The 19403-nt window shown below is 51.1% G+C and carries 10 protein-coding genes; 2 read left to right on the top strand and 8 right to left on the bottom strand.

What is annotated here, in order from left to right:
* Positions 1 to 185: 185 nt before the first annotated feature.
* The 4 genes from BN4609_RS14685 to BN4609_RS14670 form a co-directional block, all read right to left on the bottom strand.
* Positions 186 to 3188: an N-6 DNA methylase gene (locus BN4609_RS14685; RefSeq protein ID WP_068857265.1), complete on the bottom strand. Its 3003-nt coding sequence runs from the start codon at positions 3186 to 3188 to the stop codon at positions 186 to 188.
* Positions 3189 to 3267: 79 nt separating this feature from the next.
* Positions 3268 to 4206, bottom strand: coding sequence for a hypothetical protein (locus tag BN4609_RS14680; RefSeq protein ID WP_068857264.1), 939 nt, complete (start codon positions 4204 to 4206; stop codon positions 3268 to 3270).
* A gap of 19 nt (positions 4207 to 4225) precedes the next feature.
* Positions 4226 to 5053, bottom strand: a complete 828-nt coding sequence (locus BN4609_RS14675; protein ID WP_005680497.1) for a DUF4121 family protein — start codon at positions 5051 to 5053, stop codon at positions 4226 to 4228.
* A gap of 643 nt (positions 5054 to 5696) precedes the next feature.
* Positions 5697 to 7136: a hypothetical protein gene (locus BN4609_RS14670; protein ID WP_068857263.1), complete on the bottom strand. Its 1440-nt coding sequence runs from the start codon at positions 7134 to 7136 to the stop codon at positions 5697 to 5699.
* Positions 7137 to 7618: 482 nt separating this feature from the next.
* On the opposite strand from BN4609_RS14670, the gene BN4609_RS14665 reads away from it, so the two are divergent.
* Positions 7619 to 8608: a Gfo/Idh/MocA family protein gene (locus BN4609_RS14665; protein ID WP_068857262.1), complete on the top strand. Its 990-nt coding sequence runs from the start codon at positions 7619 to 7621 to the stop codon at positions 8606 to 8608.
* A 262-nt stretch (positions 8609 to 8870) separates the two neighbouring features.
* A complete protein-coding gene (locus BN4609_RS14660; RefSeq protein WP_068857261.1) occupies positions 8871 to 12533 on the top strand; it encodes a sulfatase-like hydrolase/transferase in 3663 nt (1220 codons plus the stop codon).
* Between the two features lie 127 nt (positions 12534 to 12660).
* Here BN4609_RS14660 and BN4609_RS14655 read toward each other — a convergent pair whose 3' ends face one another.
* From BN4609_RS14655 to hcp, 4 genes are all read right to left on the bottom strand, one after another.
* The gene (locus BN4609_RS14655) at positions 12661 to 14769 is read right to left on the bottom strand and encodes a S8 family peptidase (RefSeq protein ID WP_068857260.1); all 2109 of its coding nucleotides are present in this window, start codon (positions 14767 to 14769) and stop codon (positions 12661 to 12663) included.
* A gap of 73 nt (positions 14770 to 14842) precedes the next feature.
* Positions 14843 to 16144, bottom strand: coding sequence for a T9SS type A sorting domain-containing protein (locus BN4609_RS14650; RefSeq protein WP_068857259.1), 1302 nt, complete (start codon positions 16142 to 16144; stop codon positions 14843 to 14845).
* A 776-nt stretch (positions 16145 to 16920) separates the two neighbouring features.
* Entirely contained in the window at positions 16921 to 17658 is a 738-nt protein-coding gene (ric, locus tag BN4609_RS14645) for an iron-sulfur cluster repair di-iron protein (RefSeq protein ID WP_068857258.1), read from the bottom strand.
* A gap of 14 nt (positions 17659 to 17672) precedes the next feature.
* The gene (hcp, locus tag BN4609_RS14640) at positions 17673 to 19328 is read right to left on the bottom strand and encodes a hydroxylamine reductase (protein ID WP_068857257.1); all 1656 of its coding nucleotides are present in this window, start codon (positions 19326 to 19328) and stop codon (positions 17673 to 17675) included.
* Positions 19329 to 19403 lie beyond the last annotated feature (75 nt).

Below are 19403 nucleotides of genomic sequence, written 5' to 3'. Positions count from 1 at the left end.
ATTCCACAGGCTCCAAAAGGTCCGCACCCCGGCAGCGCAGGGTTTTTCGGGGAAATACCGGAGCCCCCGGCGAGGATGATTTCCCCGAAAACCGCCTGCGGCCTGACCTTGCCCTGCCGGTAAGGGGGTGGGCTACCTTTGCCTGTGGAATGGAATCTGCGGTTTCCCATTAGTTTTCCCTTTTTTCAATTCATTATGCGCTGGCTTCCCCAGCTGATGTGTATCCTGCCTTCGCTGTCGCACTCCCTTACCAGCAGGCTCTCGATGACGGACATGGTGACGTCGAACTCCTCGAAGATCTCGGACTGTTCCTTGACCTCACCCGTCTTGATGAACTCGTTCAGCCGTTCCTTCGTAAGTACCAGCGCCATTAGGTTCTGCTCCACGGAATCCTTATAGGTGACATAATGCACGTCCTTCTGCTCTTTGGAGTCAAGACGGATAAATCGGAAATAGAACTGTTCCATCTTCGGGATGTTCCATTGCAGGGATTCCAGTATCACGTCGTTGCAGGTGGGTATGTTCACCGAACTGCTCAGGCTCTGCTGCGTGCAGACCAGTATGCCGTTGACGGTGGAATCGAACTCCGTCACAACGCTTTGTCGTTTCTTGAACGCCACGTCTCCCTTGACCACGAATACAGGACGCTCCGGGAAACATTCGCGGAGACGCTTCTCGTAAAGGTCGAATGCGGCTATGGACGTGCAACCGACAGCCACCTTGCCGGGTATCTTCCGCACCAGCCTTTCGATATACTTTGTCTTGTTCGGAATTCCGTCGCCGGAATAGCCCTCTATCAGGTGGGGGACGGAACAGGCCTTGATGAGCAGCTTGATCTGGCGCATAAGCCGGAGACCGGCATCCTTCTTCGTGTCACCCGTGCTGTTGTAATACAGCTCGCAGATGCGGCAGAACTCCTCGATGATGACACGGTAAACCTCACGCTCGCCGTCGGACGGGCTGACGGTATGTGTCCGTATCCTGTATTTCTCGCCCGCGAAATCCCTGAACTTGCGGGTGATGACGGTCTTGCCGATAAGCTCTGCCAGTTCCTCCTTGTTATAGACATCCTGGTTCTGTTTCTCAATGCCGAAGACGGTGGATTTTCCCGGACAATGGCAGGCACGGAAAAGCACATGCCCCCTGAAAGCCGAGAACGGTTCGCCGTAATGGGGATTTGTGTCTTCCTCTATCTCCTTGTCCTTGTTATCGTGGTACACCCGGCCGCTCCAACAAATCATATTGACGGAGTTGTTATAGAGCAGTTCGAACTGGCTGTACAGTTCCGCGATATTGTTGCGGGTGGTCGTGCCGGTGTCGAGTATCTTGTACCTGAGACGGCGGAAGAGGCAGAGGATATGCCTTGTCCGCTGTGACGACGGGTTGGTTATCTCGTCCGACTCGTCGAAAACGAGGCACAGTTTTCTTGAGGTGCGCTTGACAAACCTTGCCAGCCCCCGTTTCAGCTTGCTGAGCATGGAGGTGGAGAGGATGAGGAACACGCCTTCCGGCACCGTTTCCAGGTCGGCATTGCACCTTGCCACACGGAACTGTTCCCTGTTCATTGAGAGGAAGGGTATCCATGTCATGTTGGTGGCGATGGCGGGAGCCAGTATGACGGCATTCCGTACCTTGCGGTATTTGAGCAGGTACTTAGCGCGGTGGTACACGGCGGCCGTCTTGCCCGAGCCTTGCTGCCAGTTCAGCAGCGCATAGCGTTTCTGCAGGACAAGGTTAAGGTCGTGTTTCTGGAGCGTGGTGAACTCACATACGTCACCGTCCTTGTTGATGAAGGTCGTGCGGTCAAGGTATTCTTTCAGCCTGTCATCTTCCTCCATCTCCGGGAACTGCCGGTCCTGCATTTCATACTCTCTCCGCTTGCGCCGTATCAGTTTCTCCGCCGCACGGATTTGGCGCATGTTCTTTTCTGTCGGCACTTCCGGCATGGGCAGTTCGGCACGCTCCAGCACGAGGTCGTTGATACTTGCCGCCTTGTGCGGAACTTTGTCCAACAGACGCGGCGCATATTGTTTCAGTTTGAATCCGTATGAGGTCTTCACCAACGCCACTTCCTTGCGAGGTACAGTATTTTGCGAGGTGATGTACCTGCGGATGACAGCAAGCACTTTCTTCGGGGTCAGCTTGTTCTTCTCCCATTGGTTCACCTGTTCCCGTGTGGCGTTCCCGGGCGGTTTCTGGTTGCGGAATTTCGTGACCAAAGCCTCCGTCTTGCCGATATACCTGTTCAACTTGGCGTGTACCTTCAACTCGTACATGTACTTGGCAAGTCTGTACTCGAACAGTTCAAGCTCTTCCTTGTCGATCCTGTTGGTCTCGCGCATCAGGTCGAAACGCAACCGGTGTTTCATAGCCCTTGCCCCGCCGATGCGTTTTTTCAATTCTTCCACCGTTATGAATTCCTCCGCGCTGTAAGCCCGCATCCCGATGTGGACCGATTTACGGAGAAATACCATAATCTTCGTATTGAAATCATGGACTCCGGTTGCAGCAAAGGCTGACGGGGCCAGCTTCGTCTGACCGACAAAGGAGAAATTACTGTTTATGCCGGCTATCCGTGTCTTTTCCCAGAATCCGCTCTGCATGAAAGAGCCAGGCACGATTATCATCAGGATTCCTGCCGGATTAAGCACATCATAAGCCTTGTCCATATAGTATTCCTGCGACAGTTTGTAGTCGAACTTCTGGTTGAAAGGAGGATTGCCGATGACAATATCGAAGCGTTGTTCCGGATAGTATTGCCGGAGGTCGCATTTCTCGATATGCGCGTCAGGATAGAGGTATCGTGCCACGGAAACGGCCTTGCCGTCTATGTCGAAGCCGTAGGCGTTATGCAGGTTGGGCAGGTGGTTGAAGAAATTGCCCATGCCGCAGCACATGTCAAGTATCATTTCCGAGGAGGTGGGAGAAAGCATATCCGCCATGTCCCGGCATACTTCATGCGGGGTGAAGAACTGTCCCATCTCGGATTCCTTCTTCGCTTCGGCGTACTCGTGGTAATTGGCAAAATCGGACTGCTTGAGGTTGTGCAGTCCTCCGATGCCGGTGTAGCAGTTGTAGATGCTCTCCGCCGGAATGAGGTCCTTGCCGGAGTCTATGGCGAAAAGTATCTTTTCGTTGACCTCGGCACGCATACCTTGCGGGATCTGTTGGGGGATGATGGCATACATGGCTTTATCTGTTTATCGTTGAAAATGAAAACACCCCGCAAGGATCGGCTTACGGGGTGTTGTGGGATTCTTCTCATGGTCAGTTCTCTCTTTGAGTGATTTCATCCAGCCGGAGACGTTTGAAGCAGTTCCCAGCTGCCGCGCTGTCCTTGAACCGGACATCGATGCGTCCGTTCTTGTAGAACCGGATCTGCTCGGCATTGGTGGTCGTGAGGTCGTACCAGTCAGTGACGGAAACATCGTTGTCATCGAAACGGATGATCATCTTTGAATTCCCGTTCAGTATGTCGTCCGCACCGTAGGCGATGCCGGCGCACAGGKTTTCCAAATCCCCGCCATAGTTGTAACTGATTTTGCACCTGTTGTTGTATTGTATGTAATAATCGTCGAAACGGATGATTTCGGGAAATACAATCCTGTCCTTCTTCAGCTCCGTCTTGACTTTACTCCAGCAGGAAGGTTTGACGACTCTGGCAACCCTGGCAAGAAGTTCCTCCACCGCCGTTTCCCGGAAACTCTTGCCACCCAGGTGTTCGATAACCACATCTACATATGTCCCATAGACAGGACGGGAGCCCATCTGAAGGGTCTTTTCGTCTATTTTATATTCAGGGACCGACACGTTGTAAGTCCTGTTGAAATAAGAAATGATGCGGCCCGCAAAGTTCGCGTTGGCGTTGCGGTTCTTATCCACCAGGTCATTGATCAGGTCGAACGGCTTGAACTCGTTGTGAGAATAGTCGTCCCTGTTGTTATGGTAAGTATAGAAATCCCGCATGGACACCTTGCCGTTCTCCTCGTAATGGAACTTGCGCTCGGCTTGATACTGTTCTGCCTCCTCCTTGAAGACGGCGTACCAACGGTCAATCTGGTCGAGTGTCTTGTAAAGCAGTTCTTGCTGCATCTGGCAATAGAGCCGGTCTTGTTCCGTAATCTTGTCCTCGTTTCTCACTTGTACGCTCAGGATACCGGAAAGCAGGTCGGGAGCGTTACCGGCCTTGGTCACTGTCGTTTGCATATCTGTTGGATTTTAAGTGTTAGAAATTATCTGGTTTGATTCGGTAGAAGTACGTGATGTGCTTTTCCATGTCCTTGACTATCTTGACCTGTTCGGGGTGGAAGTTGAGCCTCCGTTCTTCGGCAGGGGCATCAACCGTTTTCCACTCGGCGGAAGGTAGAAACACATATTCCCGACGGAAACACCATAACACGATTTGATTTTCCCAATTTCCCTTGAACACCGTTCCTTCGTAGTCCTTCAGGAACTGCCAGAACTCGGCTTCATCCCGGAAAGCGATGTCAAAGCCTTGATAGAGGTTGCCGCTTTCCGATTCATCCCTTTTGTTCAGGTAAAACTTCCGGTAGGTCTCTGTCGTGAAATCTCCATACCTGGAATTGGGTTCGGCATAGAACCATAAAGGCACTTTGGCAATGAACGTCACTGAACCGTTGGCGCATGCACCGCAGTGTCCCCAGTCCTTGAACGCTCCTTCCGTCCATTTCAGGAATTTCATGTCCTTCGGATTTACGGAGTGGAACGCTCCGCCGCTGACACTCAGACGGATGCTCCCGCCTTCTTCCCACACGAAAGGAACATAGGGCTGTTCGCATATGGATAGGTATCCTTCCTTTGTACTTTTGCCATCAATAAGAGCGTTCCCGTAATAATCCCCATGTTCGGTTACATATACCAGCCTGTCGCCGATTTGCGGTGTGACTTCAGAGCGTGTCCGCTCGATAAGCTGCACATGATTGTTGGCCATATCCACATCTTTCTGTGTCAGTCCATGTTCATGGTCGTATGAAACATTCCGTTCTTTGAGTGTCTCGATACCGTACTTTTCCTTTGTTGCCTGTTGTAGCATGACAATTATATTTTTTTGTTAGTCCGGCTTTTCGGGGCCGGAGTTCCCGTAACTACAGGCTATGAAAGGCCGTGTCCCGTACATGCAAGGTTGGCGGGAAAAATACCGCAAGCCCTCCGGGCGAGGATGATTTTTCCACGACACCCGGAGGGCTTGACCTTGCTTGTACGAGCAGGACACGGGGTACCTTTGCCTGTGAGTTAGGGGAACTCGGCTTCGGTATGACTGTCATGTCCGATACAGGTTATTTCATTGGTTCATCATGAATTTGTACCCGGAAAACTCCGGTATTCTCAGAAAAAATGCTATCTTTGCATCGAAACAAAGAGTTATTTGAAAGCATGAGGAATATAGTGATTCTGAACAGTCCGGCATTTTCTTATCCGTTGCCCGTTCTCATGCGAGTTGAATGTAATTCGTTGATAGTCAAATAAAATACTTCATACTATCACAAATATAGCGAAAGGTGAGAGTAATGGCAAAATAAAAAAGCGTCGTTTTTTTTATTTTTCCATTGCCGAGCCGCCTCCTGTCTTATGAAAAGATAGTGAAAGGTGAGTGCAATATCAAAATAAAAAACAGTGTTGTCATATATAATGAGCCCCTGCAAACAAAGCAGGAGCTCATTGGTTTTGTTATTATTTTATATACGTTTCACAGCCTTGCCATCAGAGATGTAAATGTTTATTCCGCGTGTGGGACCGTTGAGTTTTCTGCCATGGATGTCATAGTATTGTCCTGAACCTTTTGCAGAGGAGGCGTTTACAGTATTTATGCCGGTTTCGATTTTGTCTTTGAGACGCACTAACTGCCAGTTGCGCGTGTCTGCACCCACACTGTTGCCATACTCCTCAAGACCTACCACTGTACCGGCTGTGAGTCCGGACCTTTCGAGATCGAAGGCATTGCCAGAAGCATTGATTATCTTGTAGAAGAAATCCTCTACCGGTTCTATGGCAAACGTCTGTCCTTCGACAGCATTGCCGACGGTCTGTAAGGCATAGCTGCCGCTGTCCGTTATGGTCTGACCCTCTGCGTTTGTCAATGTGTATTCGTCGCCGTGCTTCTTTAATGTCCATTGCTGGAACGGGTCTTCCATGTCGGCAGGCTCTATGGTCACATTGCCGTCGTGTGCCGAGAGAGCCATGTTGCAGTTGCTTTGTGGAACTATCAGATAAGTGCCATTGTCCTCAGCGTCCTGGCTCTGAGTCTCCATAGTGTAGGGAATTATAAGTGTTATTATGCTCTGTGCAGGCAGACTGACTTTTACCAGCCCATCCTCGTTGGGAGAAGAGTTGTTGCTTATTTCATGCATGTATGAGTTTTCCATTGTGCGGTATGCCTTGATTTCTCCGTTCACATGAACATCGGGGAGCTTTATCTGATGGCGTACCCTGTCGTCGGTATTGTTGAGTGTCACAATGATAAGGGTGTCTTTTTCCGGATTTACAGCAGCCAATGCCTTGTTGGAAAGCGCAGTAACCATTGTGTAGCCCTGACGTATGAACTTCGTTACATGTTGGCGCACGTAGTAATTGGACACGCGTTTTGCGCTGTTCTCGTTGCTGAAGCTTGCCTGCACCGTGCACCACTGGTCGTTGTCTTCCTCTATATACTGCCAGTCGAGCCATGCCGAGGGCAGAATATAGTGCATGTCGTCGAAGAACTTCTGGCATAGTTTAAGGTTGCCTGCCAATCCGGAACTTCCGTCACCTACTTCGCTCATCCATACCGGCTTGCCTGCGGCACGGGCAAGTGAGCCTGTCTGACTGCGCGTGTGGTCGTTGGCTTGATAGGTGTGTGTATTCCATTGTCCTACCATATCCATGGCATTATTATTAATGTAGTATTTGAGTGTCGTTACGCTTTGGGACGTCCACGACTCGTCTGCACTTGATATGACGGTGTTGAGTCCGCTCTCTTTCAAAATGGGGGAAAGCACTTTCAGGAAGTTTACCTGTGATGCGGTGCTGAAGTAGCACCCCTCCTGCTCGCCATTCGCCCTCCATGTGTTCAAAGCCGGTTCGTTGAATGGTTCCAATGTCTTGAACTCTATACCTACCAGCAGAGGCTTACTACCCATCCTTCAATCTTCTGACGTGTGGCTAGGGGGTGGATGGAGTACGAGAAGGTGTTTTCATCTGCCGAAGCGTGTGTACACGCTATCATACCGATAGTTAATAGTAAATGAAGTGGTTTCATAGATGTTATGTTTTTAAAGCGTTGAAGTGTTATTTTAATGTTGGTTTAACGAATTATAAATGTCTGTAAATTTGGCGGTTAGCGAGAATGTTTTTACCTTTATGGAAAATTATTACAAACAATAATCGTTATGCTTACTGAAAGCAAATTTATATAATTATTTCGTGTTGCAGACGATTTTGCTTCACTTATTACCAATTTTTAAGCGTTCCGGTTTTGGTGCTGTGATGGAGAAATATACTCTGAAATATGATAAAAAACGTTATTGTCTGCGCGGTTCGACAATGCCAGAGACAATCAATACTTGTATGAAATCGGCGTAATGATTAATTTTGTGCTCAGACATTTAATAAAAAACGATATATGAAGAAATATAAAATAGGAATACTGGGAGCGGGATCCATTGCCCGCGCGATGGCGTGGACGGCAGGGCAGATGGAGAATACAGTGGCGTATGCCGTGGCGTCGAGGTCTTTGGAGAAGGCGCGCGCGTTTGCCGAAAATCATAATGTGGAGCGGGCATACGGTTCGTACGAGGAAATGCTGGACGACCCGGAGGTGGATCTGGTGTATATCGCCACGCCTCATTCCCACCACTATGAGCATGCACGCATGTGCATAGAGCGCGGCAAGCCTGTGCTGTGTGAGAAAGCCTTCACAGCCAACCTGCGACAGGCAGAGGCTTTGCTGAGGCTGGCACACGAGCGTAAGGTATTCATCACCGAAGCCATATGGACCCGTTACATGCCATTCACAAAAACGATTAACGCTATGGTGAACGACGGCACGATAGGCACACCGATGACGCTGACCGCACATCTGAGTTATCCCATTACACATAAGGAGCGCATACGCAGACCGGAACTGGCTGGCGGGGCGCTGCTTGACATAGGTCTGTATAACATAAACTTCGCCCTCATGGCGTTCGGCACGGACATAAGTGAGATTTCCTCAGCGGTGATAAAGTCGGATGAGGGCATGGACTTTCAGGACAGCATAACGTTCAAGTATGCCGACGGCAAGATGGCGGCACTTCAGTGCAACGTGTTCTGCGCGGGCGACCGGCAGGGCATTGTGTGCGGAGACAAGGGCTATTTCATTGTCGACAACATAAACAATCCACAGCGCGCCGACATCTATTCTGCCGACCACAAGCTGGTGCGCACCGTAAGCTGTCCGCCTCAGATAACCGGTTATGAATATGAAGTACAGGCATGCATCGACGCGCTTGAGCACGGCAGACTTGAGTGTGAGGACATGCCACACTCCGAGACTCTTCGCGTGATGGGGCTGCTTGACTCGCTGCGCATGGAGTGGGGCGTGCGCTATCCTATGGATGACGCGGAAGTGTGATGTCATCGTAAATATTGCAGAAAGACGACAACGGACGGACGCCATTACGGGTGTCCGTCCGTTGATGTTTATAAACAGACATATTCTATACGTAGAAAATTAGGACAAGAATCCGGCTTTATTGTTATTATTTGTGTATGAGTGATAAATAAACGGAAAAATAAGTCTGTGTCTTAGTGACGTGTTGCGTCGGAAAAACATTTATCGTATATTTGTCATACCTTAACTAAGCTGATGTATCACTTTAAACCTTTCGATTCTTATGGATAAACGCAATCTTATGCTGCCGGTGGTAATTGCATGCGGCATGCCGGGTTTTTCGCAGGAAAAGCCCAATATCATAATTGTGAATGTAGACGATATGGGTTATTCAGATCCGTCGTGTTATGGAGGCGACTATGTTGAGACGCCTAACATCGACCGAATGGCGGCGGAAGGCATAAGGTTCACGCAGTTTTATACGTCGTGTCCTATAAGTTCGCCGTCGCGCACGGGCTTGACCACGGGAATGTATCCCACACGTTGGGGCATCACCACATTCCTTCAGGACAGGGCAGGAAATGCGGCAAACGAACAGAACGATTTTCTTGACCCTTCAGCCCCTTCTATGGCAAGGGCGCTGAAAGCCGGAGGTTATGCCACCGGACATTTCGGCAAATGGCACATGGGAGGAGGCAGGGATGTGAAAAACGCTCCGTCAATAACCCGTTATGGCTTCGACGAATACTCATCCACATGGGAAAGTCCAGACCCAGACCCTAAGCTGACTTCGTCCAACTGGATATGGGCTCCTACTGACGAGGTGAAACGATGGAACCGCACGGCATACTTTGTTGACAAGACACTCGATTTCCTGTCGCGGAACAAGGGAAAACCATGCTTTGTCAACCTTTGGCCGGACGATGTGCACACGCCTTGGGTTTATGAAAACGATGAGGCAAGCCAGAGGGAATCAGCCGAGTCGTTCTCCATTGTGCTTAAAGAGCTTGACAATCAGATAGGACGTCTGATGCAGGGACTTAAAGATTTGGGCATCGACGACAACACCATCGTTATATTCACAAGTGACAACGGACCGGCACCAGCGTTTGACGGACACCGCACAAACTCACTCCGCGGACAGAAGGGCACGCTCTATGAGGGTGGAATAAGGATGCCTTTCATCATCCGGTGGCCGGGAGTCATAGAGCCGGGACAGGTGAACGGGCAATCGGTATTGTGCGCGGTGGATCTCTTCCCGTCGCTGTGCGCAATCGTCGGAGCAGATTTGCCGTCGGAATATAGGCTTGACGGAGTTGACATGAGCACTACGCTGCTCGGCAAGGAGCAGGCGGTGCGTGAGTCACCTTTGTTCTGGGAGTTCGGAAAAACGAAGAAGGACAGAGTCAGCCCGCACATCGCTGTAAGAGAAGGCGACTGGAAACTGCTCGTGAATGCAGACGGAAGCAGCGTGGAACTCTACGACATGAAGAATGACTTCAACGAAACTGTAAATCTCGCAACATCAAACCCGGAGACCGCCGGGAGACTCAAGCAAAAAGCCATAGAATGGTTTGGCGAGGCTTACCGCCAGTATGCCGACCATATCATACGTGTTTCCGCCGACGGTGACCCGACCTGTGCCGGAGACGCATGGGAGAATGCCACCACATTGCAGCATGCCGTGGAGACAGCTTCTCAGTTTCCGTCGGCACAGATATGGATGAAGCAAGGGACATATGATGTGGAGGCTTCTGTCAATATAGACGATGTAGCAATATACGGAGGGTTCGACGGAACTGAAAGACTGTTGTCAGAACGCGACTGGAAGGCTAACCCTACGGTAATAGACGGTGGAGGAACAGTGTCACCGTTGCGCAACTTCGGACTGGACAGGACAGTGCGCACAGTGCTCGACGGCATCATTGTGCAGAACGGCATAAGCGGTTCAGCCGATAACGGCAGCGGCAACGGAGGAGGAGCGATACTTGCCAATGGGGCGAAAGTGAGAAACTGCATATTCAGAAACAACCGTACGGCAGACGGGAAAAACGGTGCTGCTCTGCACTGCCACATGGGAACAGTGACGATAGAAAACAGTCTTTTTGTGAACAACTCGTCTACCGGCAACGGCGGAGCTGTGCAGGTGGGCGGCGGTGTGACGGCAAAGATAATAAACTGTACGTTGGTCAACAATACGTCGTCCGGTCCGGGAGGTGCGTTCGGCACGGGCAATGACGCTTCCAACATCAATATATACAACACCCTTGCATGGCACAACACCGGTGGGGACGGCAGTCCAAGCAGTTACGGACAGAACACAAACAAGGACGGAGGAGGAAAAATCGTGTCGATGAATTCTGCGATAGAGAGCGACAGCAGAAAGTTCGCGGACGGAGATGACGTCAACCATATCATGCTGTCAGACAACAATACACCGGACTTGCAGAATCCTTCTCCGGTAACCGGATACGCCGGTGCGGACATGACATACGGAGAATGGGGCGCATACTCTTATGCTCTTTCGGAGCAATCCTTATGTGTTGACGCAGGAAACGCGGCTCTCACGTCAGGTCTGGAATACGATCTGGACATGTGGAGACGTCTGTCCGGAAGGCAGATAGACATCGGATGTTATGAGTATGACAACGGAGAGCCTTCTGTGACATCGCCTGTGATACGCGTCGCTGTTGACGGTGACAATGCCTGTGACGGGGCGTCATGGGATAGAGCCACTACCATTGAGCGTGCGGGAGAGCTTGCCGGGATGTATGCTACAGCTGTCGATGTGTGGATGAAAGAAGGGACATATGTCCTTGACCAAACCCTAAATGTGGACAAGCTGCGCATATACGGAGGTTTTGACGGAACGGAAACGGCATTGGAAGAGCGCGACTGGAATGAGCACCAGACCGTGATTGACGGTGGAAGAAAGATATCGCCGTTGAGGAACTCAGCCCTTGAGTCTGAGGTGAATACCGTTCTTGACGGACTTATAATACAGAATGGTGTCAATCATGATAATGCCAACGGCAACGGCAACGGTGGCGGCGCGATACTCACCAACGGTGCGAGAGTGAGCAAATGTATATTCAGAAACAACCGTACAAAGAACGGAAAGAACGGCGGGGCTTTGCATTGCCACGTTGGAAAGATACACGTGGACAACTCCCTTTTTATAAACAACACCTCATCCGGTAACGGGGGAGCTGTACAGACAGGAGGCGGAGCGACGGCAGAGCTTGTCAACTGCACGTTCTCAAACAATAAGGCGGCTTCTTACGGCGGTGCGTTGGGGACAGGCAACAGCACATCTGCCGTCAACTTGTATAACTGTATTGCATGGAACAACATGGGACATGGCACATATGAAAGTTACGGGCAAAATGCTGATATTGACGGAGGCGGAAGCGTGAAGTCGGTCAATTCGGCGGTGGAAAGCGACAGCCGTAAGTTCGGCGACGGTGACGACAGTGGTCATGTTGTGCTCAACCGTGACGTGACACCTGCCTTTGAGGCATGTTCTTCAATGTCGGGCTGTTCATATGATGAGGCTTTATGGAGTGACATAACCGGCTCGTCATACATGTTGACGGAAGGTTCCATATGTGTGGACAACGGCAATGACTCTTTCGTTGAGGAAAGGTATGATCTTCGCGGAAACCTGCGCATAAGCGGAGAGTGTGTAGATATGGGAGCTTATGAGTTTTTCCCGTCTACGGCTGTGGATAAGCCGGAATACAGAAAGGCCAGTGTCGTGTATAAGAACGGTAGGCTTGTCTTTACCGGAACTGATGTTGGAGACAGCTTCGCTATATATTCGCCTGACGGCATCGAACTGCGAAGGGGAAAGATAACGTCAGACCATTTTCATATGAAATATGATGGAAGAGGTCTTATTCTTGTGAATCTGAACGGAAATGTGTCCAAACTGTATGTATATTAGCAGGAATGATAAACCCAGACACGGTCATCGGACGTCACACCTGAGTGAAGTTTGTGTTATAGAAGAAGTTCGGTATGTGTCCTGATGACCGGTCTGGAATTTATAGGTATGTGAGAAAACCGCACGGTTAAATAACGAGTTTCATTGTCTCTACCGCAGATCCGTGCATCACTTTCACTATGTATATGCCACCAGACTTGAGCGGCAGCCTTATCTCATTCGCATTGCCGTTTTGCGAGACGACTTTTGTGCCGTCTGTCCTGTAAACCTCTATTCTGTCTATCCTGTCTGTTGTGGTCAGGTGCAGAATGCCGTCGGCATAGCTGTATGAAGGCTTTTCCGCGTCGGCATGACTTATGGATGACATTTGCAGGATGTGTTTCAGTCCGGCAAGAGCGTCAATCTTTCCTTGTCCGAAGATGCCGTCGGGCACGTCGCCGGTGAATCTGTCATGCATGGACGTTTCCTTTATGGTATTCATCACGTCCTCATAGGTGAGCGAAGGGTCTGCCTCCAGCCATAAGGCTATGATGCCCGTCAGCACAGGTGTCGCCATTGACGTGCCGCTTGCCGTGCCCCATGTGTAGGTACGGTTGTAGAGCGGGTCTTTCACGGTCGCCACCTTGTCGGCGTCTTTCACATAGTAGCCGCTTGCGTATGAGTTGAACGACGACACGACGGCGGCTCCCGGTGCTGTGACGTCGGGCTTTATGCGTCCGTCGAAGGTCGGACCTTTGCCCGACAGAGGATATATGTCACCCTGTGTCCATGGTTTCTCGTGGGTGTTTCCTGATAAGTCGTTATATGACGTTTTGGACACATATGCCCCTACTGCCACGGAGTTGAACCCGGTGGCTGTGGCGGCTATGGTGCATGCGTTTGTGCCTTCGGTATATCCTTCACGCCCGGATGAGCCGAATTCGCCGTGGTCGCTGTTTATCATGTATCTTCCGTTCTCAGACTTGAGGACAATCTCCCATGTCTCGTTCTCCGGCATGCCATATACCATGTTCACGCTGAAATATGGATTGCCGTTGGCTGGATTCGCCGACACATATACGCTCATGCTCCCGTTGTCGGTGCTCTGCGTGCCGAAGTCGTCAATGCGGTAGGATTGCCGTTTGCCGCTTTCGAATGTCTTGGTGAAATAAGTCTCGTCCGTGTTCTTGTCTTTCAGCGACAGCGTGAGAGTATATTCCGAACCTGCCACACCCTCTACGAACAGGTTGTCACGGTTGTATGAGGGCAGAATCCAGAAGCTTTTCATCACCTGGTTGTCCTTGTCCAGTGTCCCTTTAAGGGTGGAACGCCTGTGTCCTTCGTTGCCGGCGGCGATGGAGAGAATCTTTCCTTTCTGTCCCTTCATGAGGTTGTCTGTCAGAACAGTGAACGCATCCGTGCCGTCCTTGAAGCCAAGCACGGTGCCTATGCTCAGATTGATGGAGATTGGCTTCTGCGCCTTCTCCGCATATTTCAGCAGCCAGTCCAGTCCGTCAATTATTCCCTGCTCGGTCTTGTTGGTGGACACGAGCACGATGTCTGCCTCAGGCGCCACTCCGAGATAGGGTCCGTCGTAGCTGCCTGTGGCTATTCCTGCCACATGGGTTCCGTGAGTGTCGCCGGTGAGTTCCATGTCTCTCGACACAGAAGCCAGTTCTTCGCCAGTGAGATATTCCTTGCCGTAGCCGTAGCTGCTGTTGGTCTGCATGAAGTTATTCTGGTCCCATACAGCCCGTATGCGGCTTTTTCCGTTGCTGTCTCTGAAGTTTGGATGTCTGAAGTCAAACCCCGCGTCGATTATTCCGACCAGAACACCGTTGCCTTTATACGCTGTGTCAATGCCTGTGGCGGAGTGCACGGCGTCCACATTGGTTAGTGTCCGCACATTGTCCATCATGGTGCGCACCTCCTGTCCGGCGTCAATCTCCTCGACGTCGTTGTCGTCAGCCAGAGCCACTATTCTACTGACAGGAACTACAGCCGTGTAGACATCTCCGCAGCCCACGTTGAACCTCACACCGTAGACCCTGCTCAGGCGTTCCTTGTCGGCGTTCTCGCGTAGCCTTATGAAGAGGTTTGCCACAGCATCCGCCGCGACACCGTCCTGCGTGCCGCGTTTCTCTGTAAGCCTCAGTGTGGAGGCTGACAGCTTCGGACTATATGTCCTGACTCTTGTCTGCGCGCCTGCGCCCAGCAGACACAGTGACAGTGCCAGTGTTAACAGTGTTTTCCTCATATCTGTGTTAATAAAGTCCACGATGCGCGCTGTCACAGCGTCACCGTGGACTGAAGTTGAAACCTAATCTATATTACTTAACTATGATTTTATGGCTCTGCCTTGAATTGCCTGAATAAACGGTAACAATGTAGAGTCCTTCTGCCGGAACATACACGCTGCCTCCGTTCACAACGCTGTCGGCAACGGTCTTTCCGTCAATTGTGCTTACTGTGATGCGGCACGGCTTGTCATACTTTGCCGAAACGTAATGTCCGTTCACAGCTATGCCGTTTTCGCCTGCGGCTGTTACGCCTGATATGGAAGTAGCCTCGCTGTTCTGCCATTTCAGAACCGGATAGCCGCCGTTGATGTTCTTTGTGTCGGCAGTCCATATGTCCTGACCGTTGTCAAGCTGGGCGATAAATTCCGCGCTCTTCATCTCGTCGGCTGTCTTGGCTGTTACGCCCGGAGTCTCATCAAACGCCGCGTCTGCCATTTTGAGATAGAAGCAGTCAGAAACCTGCACACCGTCGTCATATGACCCTATCACCGCGCCTGAGTAGTAAGCGTCTGCGGACACCTTTCCAACATTGTAGCAACCGGTCACTGTTCCTTGAGGCAGATAGCCCACAATGCCTCCGGCGAACATTCCCTTGCAAGCAATGGAGCCTGTGTTGTAACAGTTTGTCACTTTGCCGTCCAGATCTACATATCCTGCTATGCCGCCGATATTCATCTGTGCGTCTATTGTGCCATGATTGACGCACTGTGATACTTCTCCTCCAAATACGTTTCCTACTATTCCTGCCTGTCCCATTCCGCCTGATATGTCCATAGAAGCATAGCTGACGCAGTTTGTCAACTTGCCTCCTTTCATCGCTCCCACAAATGTGCCGGTGACATCGAGACCTTCAACTTTGGATTTTGCGCCCACGGTGAGGTTCTTCACTTCAGCGTTTCCTGATATGCATGCAAAGAGTCCTGTGCCTCCTACAGAATTGTTCGGATTCGGATCGACGTAATATATGTGGATGTTGTCAATAGTCTTGCCGTTGCCGTCGAACACACCGAGGAAATACTTCGATGCGTCTACCAGCTGATTGCCGTTCTCTTGGTCAACATACTCGTCGAAGAATCCTATAGGGTCGAATTTAAGCCCCTTGTCGGCTCCCATGTCGAGGTTGTCGGTCAGTTTGAAGTACTTGCCTTCATATGTCTCCCCGGCTTTCACCTGTTTAGACAAGTGTGCGAGCTGTGAGGCGTTCTCTATAAGGTATGGGTCGTTCTGCGTTCCGCTGCCCGCTGTCCACGGGCTGTCCGTGCCGTCCCATACCTGTGCGCCTGCTGTGGCTGCAAGTATTATTCCTAACAAGAGTAAAAATGTTTTCTTCATAATAGTAAGTGTTTAATGTGTTGTGTATATAATAATGTGAATGTATGATGGTCTTGTCTTTCTGCGGACTTCGCGCTAGTCGTTTGAGGGTGTTGCGCCGCATTGTGAGACATGCGAATGCCGTAATGCCATGTGCGTGCGTTCTTCTGTCATGTGGCTTTAGCTGTTCCGGCTTATGCGTGTTCCGGCAGGCTGTGCCACGCTGTGTGTCCTGTCGTTTTGCCGTAAGTTCCGCCGTTTGTGCGCCACAAGCGTGATATCTCATTCACACATCCTTTCCGCCGGAGGCGGCTGGCATAAATGCCATTGTGCCGGTTGCCGGTTGCCGACATGTTTTCCCAATGATGTGATGTCTCTGCTTTTCTGTGTGGAAAATATACTGTTGGCGCGATGTCTGTGTTTGTCTTGTTTTATGAGAATGATGTTTATGAAAATATGTCTGAATCATCACCGGAGGTGATTTCCACAATAGTGTGATACATGTGTGGAATTCGCAAATTTATGTATAATTATTTCTGTATCAAAATTTTTACAGAATTTTACCAATAATAGCGTATTTCAGTTGAATAAAAATCGCGTAACAAGCCTGACAGTCTGCATTTACGAGATTTTACGAATCATGAGAACGATGCACGATGTCGTGGGTCATACACACCACCTCCGCATCCGGAGAGGTCGTTCCGGTGCGGAGGTCGGGAGGTTGATGGCACGTCAGCCGTCATGCTTCCGGTGCCATTGTGTTTGTGACTTTCCGTGGTTTGCGTCCGGATGCGTCGTCATCCGTTTTCAGCCACTCTGCGTTCTGTCTCCAATGCTCTCGGGAATATGATGTTGTTCTCGATGTGTATGTGCTCATGAAGTGCGTCGCGGAATGCGCGCAGGCGGCTCATGAGGAGTCTGTAGCTGTCGCATGCGTCGTCGGGAGCGGTGAAGTCTGAGGTCAGTCCGGCTATTGTCACGAACCGTTCGCCTTCCGCGCTGTGCTCGCTTTCCATCACCCCGATGGGGTAAAGGATTGTCCCGCAGTGGAACGACTCCGCCTCACGGTGTTCCGCCTCCGCCTGACACAGCTCATAGATGTATGGAAACAGCACCTGCTCTTCCTTGCCCAGATGGTTCTCGAGGTCGGCAAGCGACTGGCGGAAGAGATGTCTTATCTCTGCCAGTTCGGGATGGTGGGCTCCATGGACAGATGTCACCTTGTCGAGAAGCTTCTCTATCTGAGGACCTACGGTCCTGATGTTGCGGTGATGTATCTTCAGGACATAGTCCACGAGCAGGTCCAATGGCCATGAGGCAAAATCCTTCACGGCGGCGGGAGCGTCGTCAGCCGCGTTGTCAAGCTCATGCGCCACAGCCTCGGGGTCGAGTCCGCGGGCGCGGCATGCCTCAGTGAACGGTGTGCTGCCGTGGCAGCAGAAGTCTATGCCATGACGCTGGAAGACAGATGCCGCCGCGAAGTTGGCAGCCACGATGCCGCCTGTTGTCTGGTTGTCATAGTTCTTATTTGTCATGATGAAAGTGATTTTCAGTTTGAAAGTCCGAATTTGTCAAGGTCTTCCTCCACAGTGCCGATTCCGGCTATGCCGAAGTTCTCGACAAGCACTTTGGCTACGTTGGGCGAGAGGAATGCCGGAAGTGTCGGACCAAGGTGTATGTTCTTCACTCCGAGACTCAGCAGCGCGAGCAGCACGATGACGGCTTTCTGCTCATACCATGCTATGTTGTAGACGATGGGCAGGCTGTTGACGTCGTCGAGCCCGAACACTTCCTTCAGCTTCAGTGCTATGACCGCCAGTGAGTAACTGTCGTTGCACTGTCCTGCGTCGAGCACGCGCGGTATGCCCTGGATGTCGCCCAGCGGCAGTTTGTTGTATCTGTATTTGGCGCATCCTGCGGTGAGTATGACCGTGTCTTTGGGAAGACGCTCCGCGAAGTCGGTGTAATAGTTGCGGCTGTTCATGCGTCCGTCGCATCCAGCCATGACCACAAACTTGCGTATTGCTCCGCTCTTGACAGCCTCTACAATCTTGTCGGCGAGCTGGATGACCTGATTGTGAGCGAATCCGCCGGTTATCTGTCCGTGCTCTATTTCCTTCGGCGCCGCGCATTTCTTTGCCAGTTCTATTATCTCGGAGAAATCCTTATGTCCGTTTTCGTCTGTTTCGATGTGGCGGCAACCGGGGAATCCTGTCGAGTTTGTGGTGAACATGCGGTTCTTGTAGTCGGCGTTGGGCAGCGGCGGAACGATGCAGTTGGTTGTGAAAAGTATCGGACCGTTGAACGATGCGAACTCCTCGCGCTGCTTCCACCATGCATTGCCGTAGTTGCCTGCGAAGTGTGCGTATTTCTTGAATGCCGGATAATAGTGTGCCGGGAGCATCTCTCCGTGTGTGTAGACGTCGACGCCGGTGCCTTCAGTCTGCTCGAGCAGCATCTCAAGGTCTTTGAGGTCGTGTCCGCTGATGAGTATTCCGGGACGATTGCGCACGCCTATGTCTACAGTCGTAGCCTCGGGATGCCCGTAGGACGATGTGTTGGCGGTGTCGAGCAGAGCCATTGCGTGCACTCCCACCTCGCCTGTCTTGAGTGCAAGCTCCGTGAGCTCGGCTACGGACATGCGGTTGTATGCGGTCTCGGCAAGCGCGCTTTGCATGAAGTGATGTATTGCCGTGTCGTTGTGACCCAGACGCATGGCATGCTCCACATATGCCGCCATGCCTTTCAGTCCGTAGACAATGAGTTCCTTGAGCGAGCGTTTGTCCTCGTCGGTCTCGTGCAGCACGCCCACCTCGCGGGCTTTAGCGTCGTAGTCGTCGCGTGTGCCGCTCCACGTCACCTCGTCTACATGAGGCAGTTCTATACCGTGTGCCGCAGCCGTGTCTTTCAGAGAGTCGCGCAGAGAAAGGGCTTTGTCCACGCGGCGGCGTATGCTCTCGATGTCGAAGTTGGCATTTGTGATGGTGCTGAAGAGAGCGTCGACGACAAACCTGTCGACCTTTGCGTCGACGTCAATCTCGTTCTTCCTGAGTGTCTCGGCTACCGCAGAGATGCCTCTTGTCACGAACAGCAGCAGGTCCATGCTGCATGCCGTGGCGGCGTCCTTGCCGCACACGCCTTTCATTATACACCCTGTGCCTCTGGCTGTTTCCTGACATTGGAAACAAAACATCTTATTTTCCATATCTGTCACTGTTTGTTTGGTTTTGTTATTGTATGTTTTCTTTTGTATGAATGTTTTTTATTATTTTTGTATAAG

Origin of the sequence: Leyella lascolaii (assembly GCF_900079775.1) — a bacterium.
GTDB classification, from domain to species: domain Bacteria; phylum Bacteroidota; class Bacteroidia; order Bacteroidales; family Bacteroidaceae; genus Prevotella; species Prevotella lascolaii.
This window is presented reverse-complemented; position numbering and strand designations above follow the sequence as displayed.

Excerpts from the sequence above, each read along its gene's own strand:
- BN4609_RS14685 (WP_068857265.1), bottom strand. The coding sequence starts at position 3,188 with ATGTATGCCATCATCCCCCAACAGATCCCGCAAGGTATGCGTGCCGAG.
- BN4609_RS14675 (WP_005680497.1), bottom strand. The coding sequence starts at position 5,053 with ATGCTACAACAGGCAACAAAGGAAAAGTACGGTATCGAGACACTCAAA.
- BN4609_RS14670 (WP_068857263.1), bottom strand. The coding sequence starts at position 7,136 with ATGGGTAGTAAGCCTCTGCTGGTAGGTATAGAGTTCAAGACATTGGAA.
- BN4609_RS14665 (WP_068857262.1), top strand. The coding sequence starts at position 7,619 with ATGAAGAAATATAAAATAGGAATACTGGGAGCGGGATCCATTGCCCGC.
- BN4609_RS14660 (WP_068857261.1), top strand. The coding sequence starts at position 8,871 with ATGGATAAACGCAATCTTATGCTGCCGGTGGTAATTGCATGCGGCATG.
- BN4609_RS14655 (WP_068857260.1), bottom strand. The coding sequence starts at position 14,769 with ATGAGGAAAACACTGTTAACACTGGCACTGTCACTGTGTCTGCTGGGC.
- BN4609_RS14650 (WP_068857259.1), bottom strand. The coding sequence starts at position 16,144 with ATGAAGAAAACATTTTTACTCTTGTTAGGAATAATACTTGCAGCCACA.
- ric (WP_068857258.1), bottom strand. The coding sequence starts at position 17,658 with ATGACAAATAAGAACTATGACAACCAGACAACAGGCGGCATCGTGGCT.
- hcp (WP_068857257.1), bottom strand. The coding sequence starts at position 19,328 with ATGGAAAATAAGATGTTTTGTTTCCAATGTCAGGAAACAGCCAGAGGC.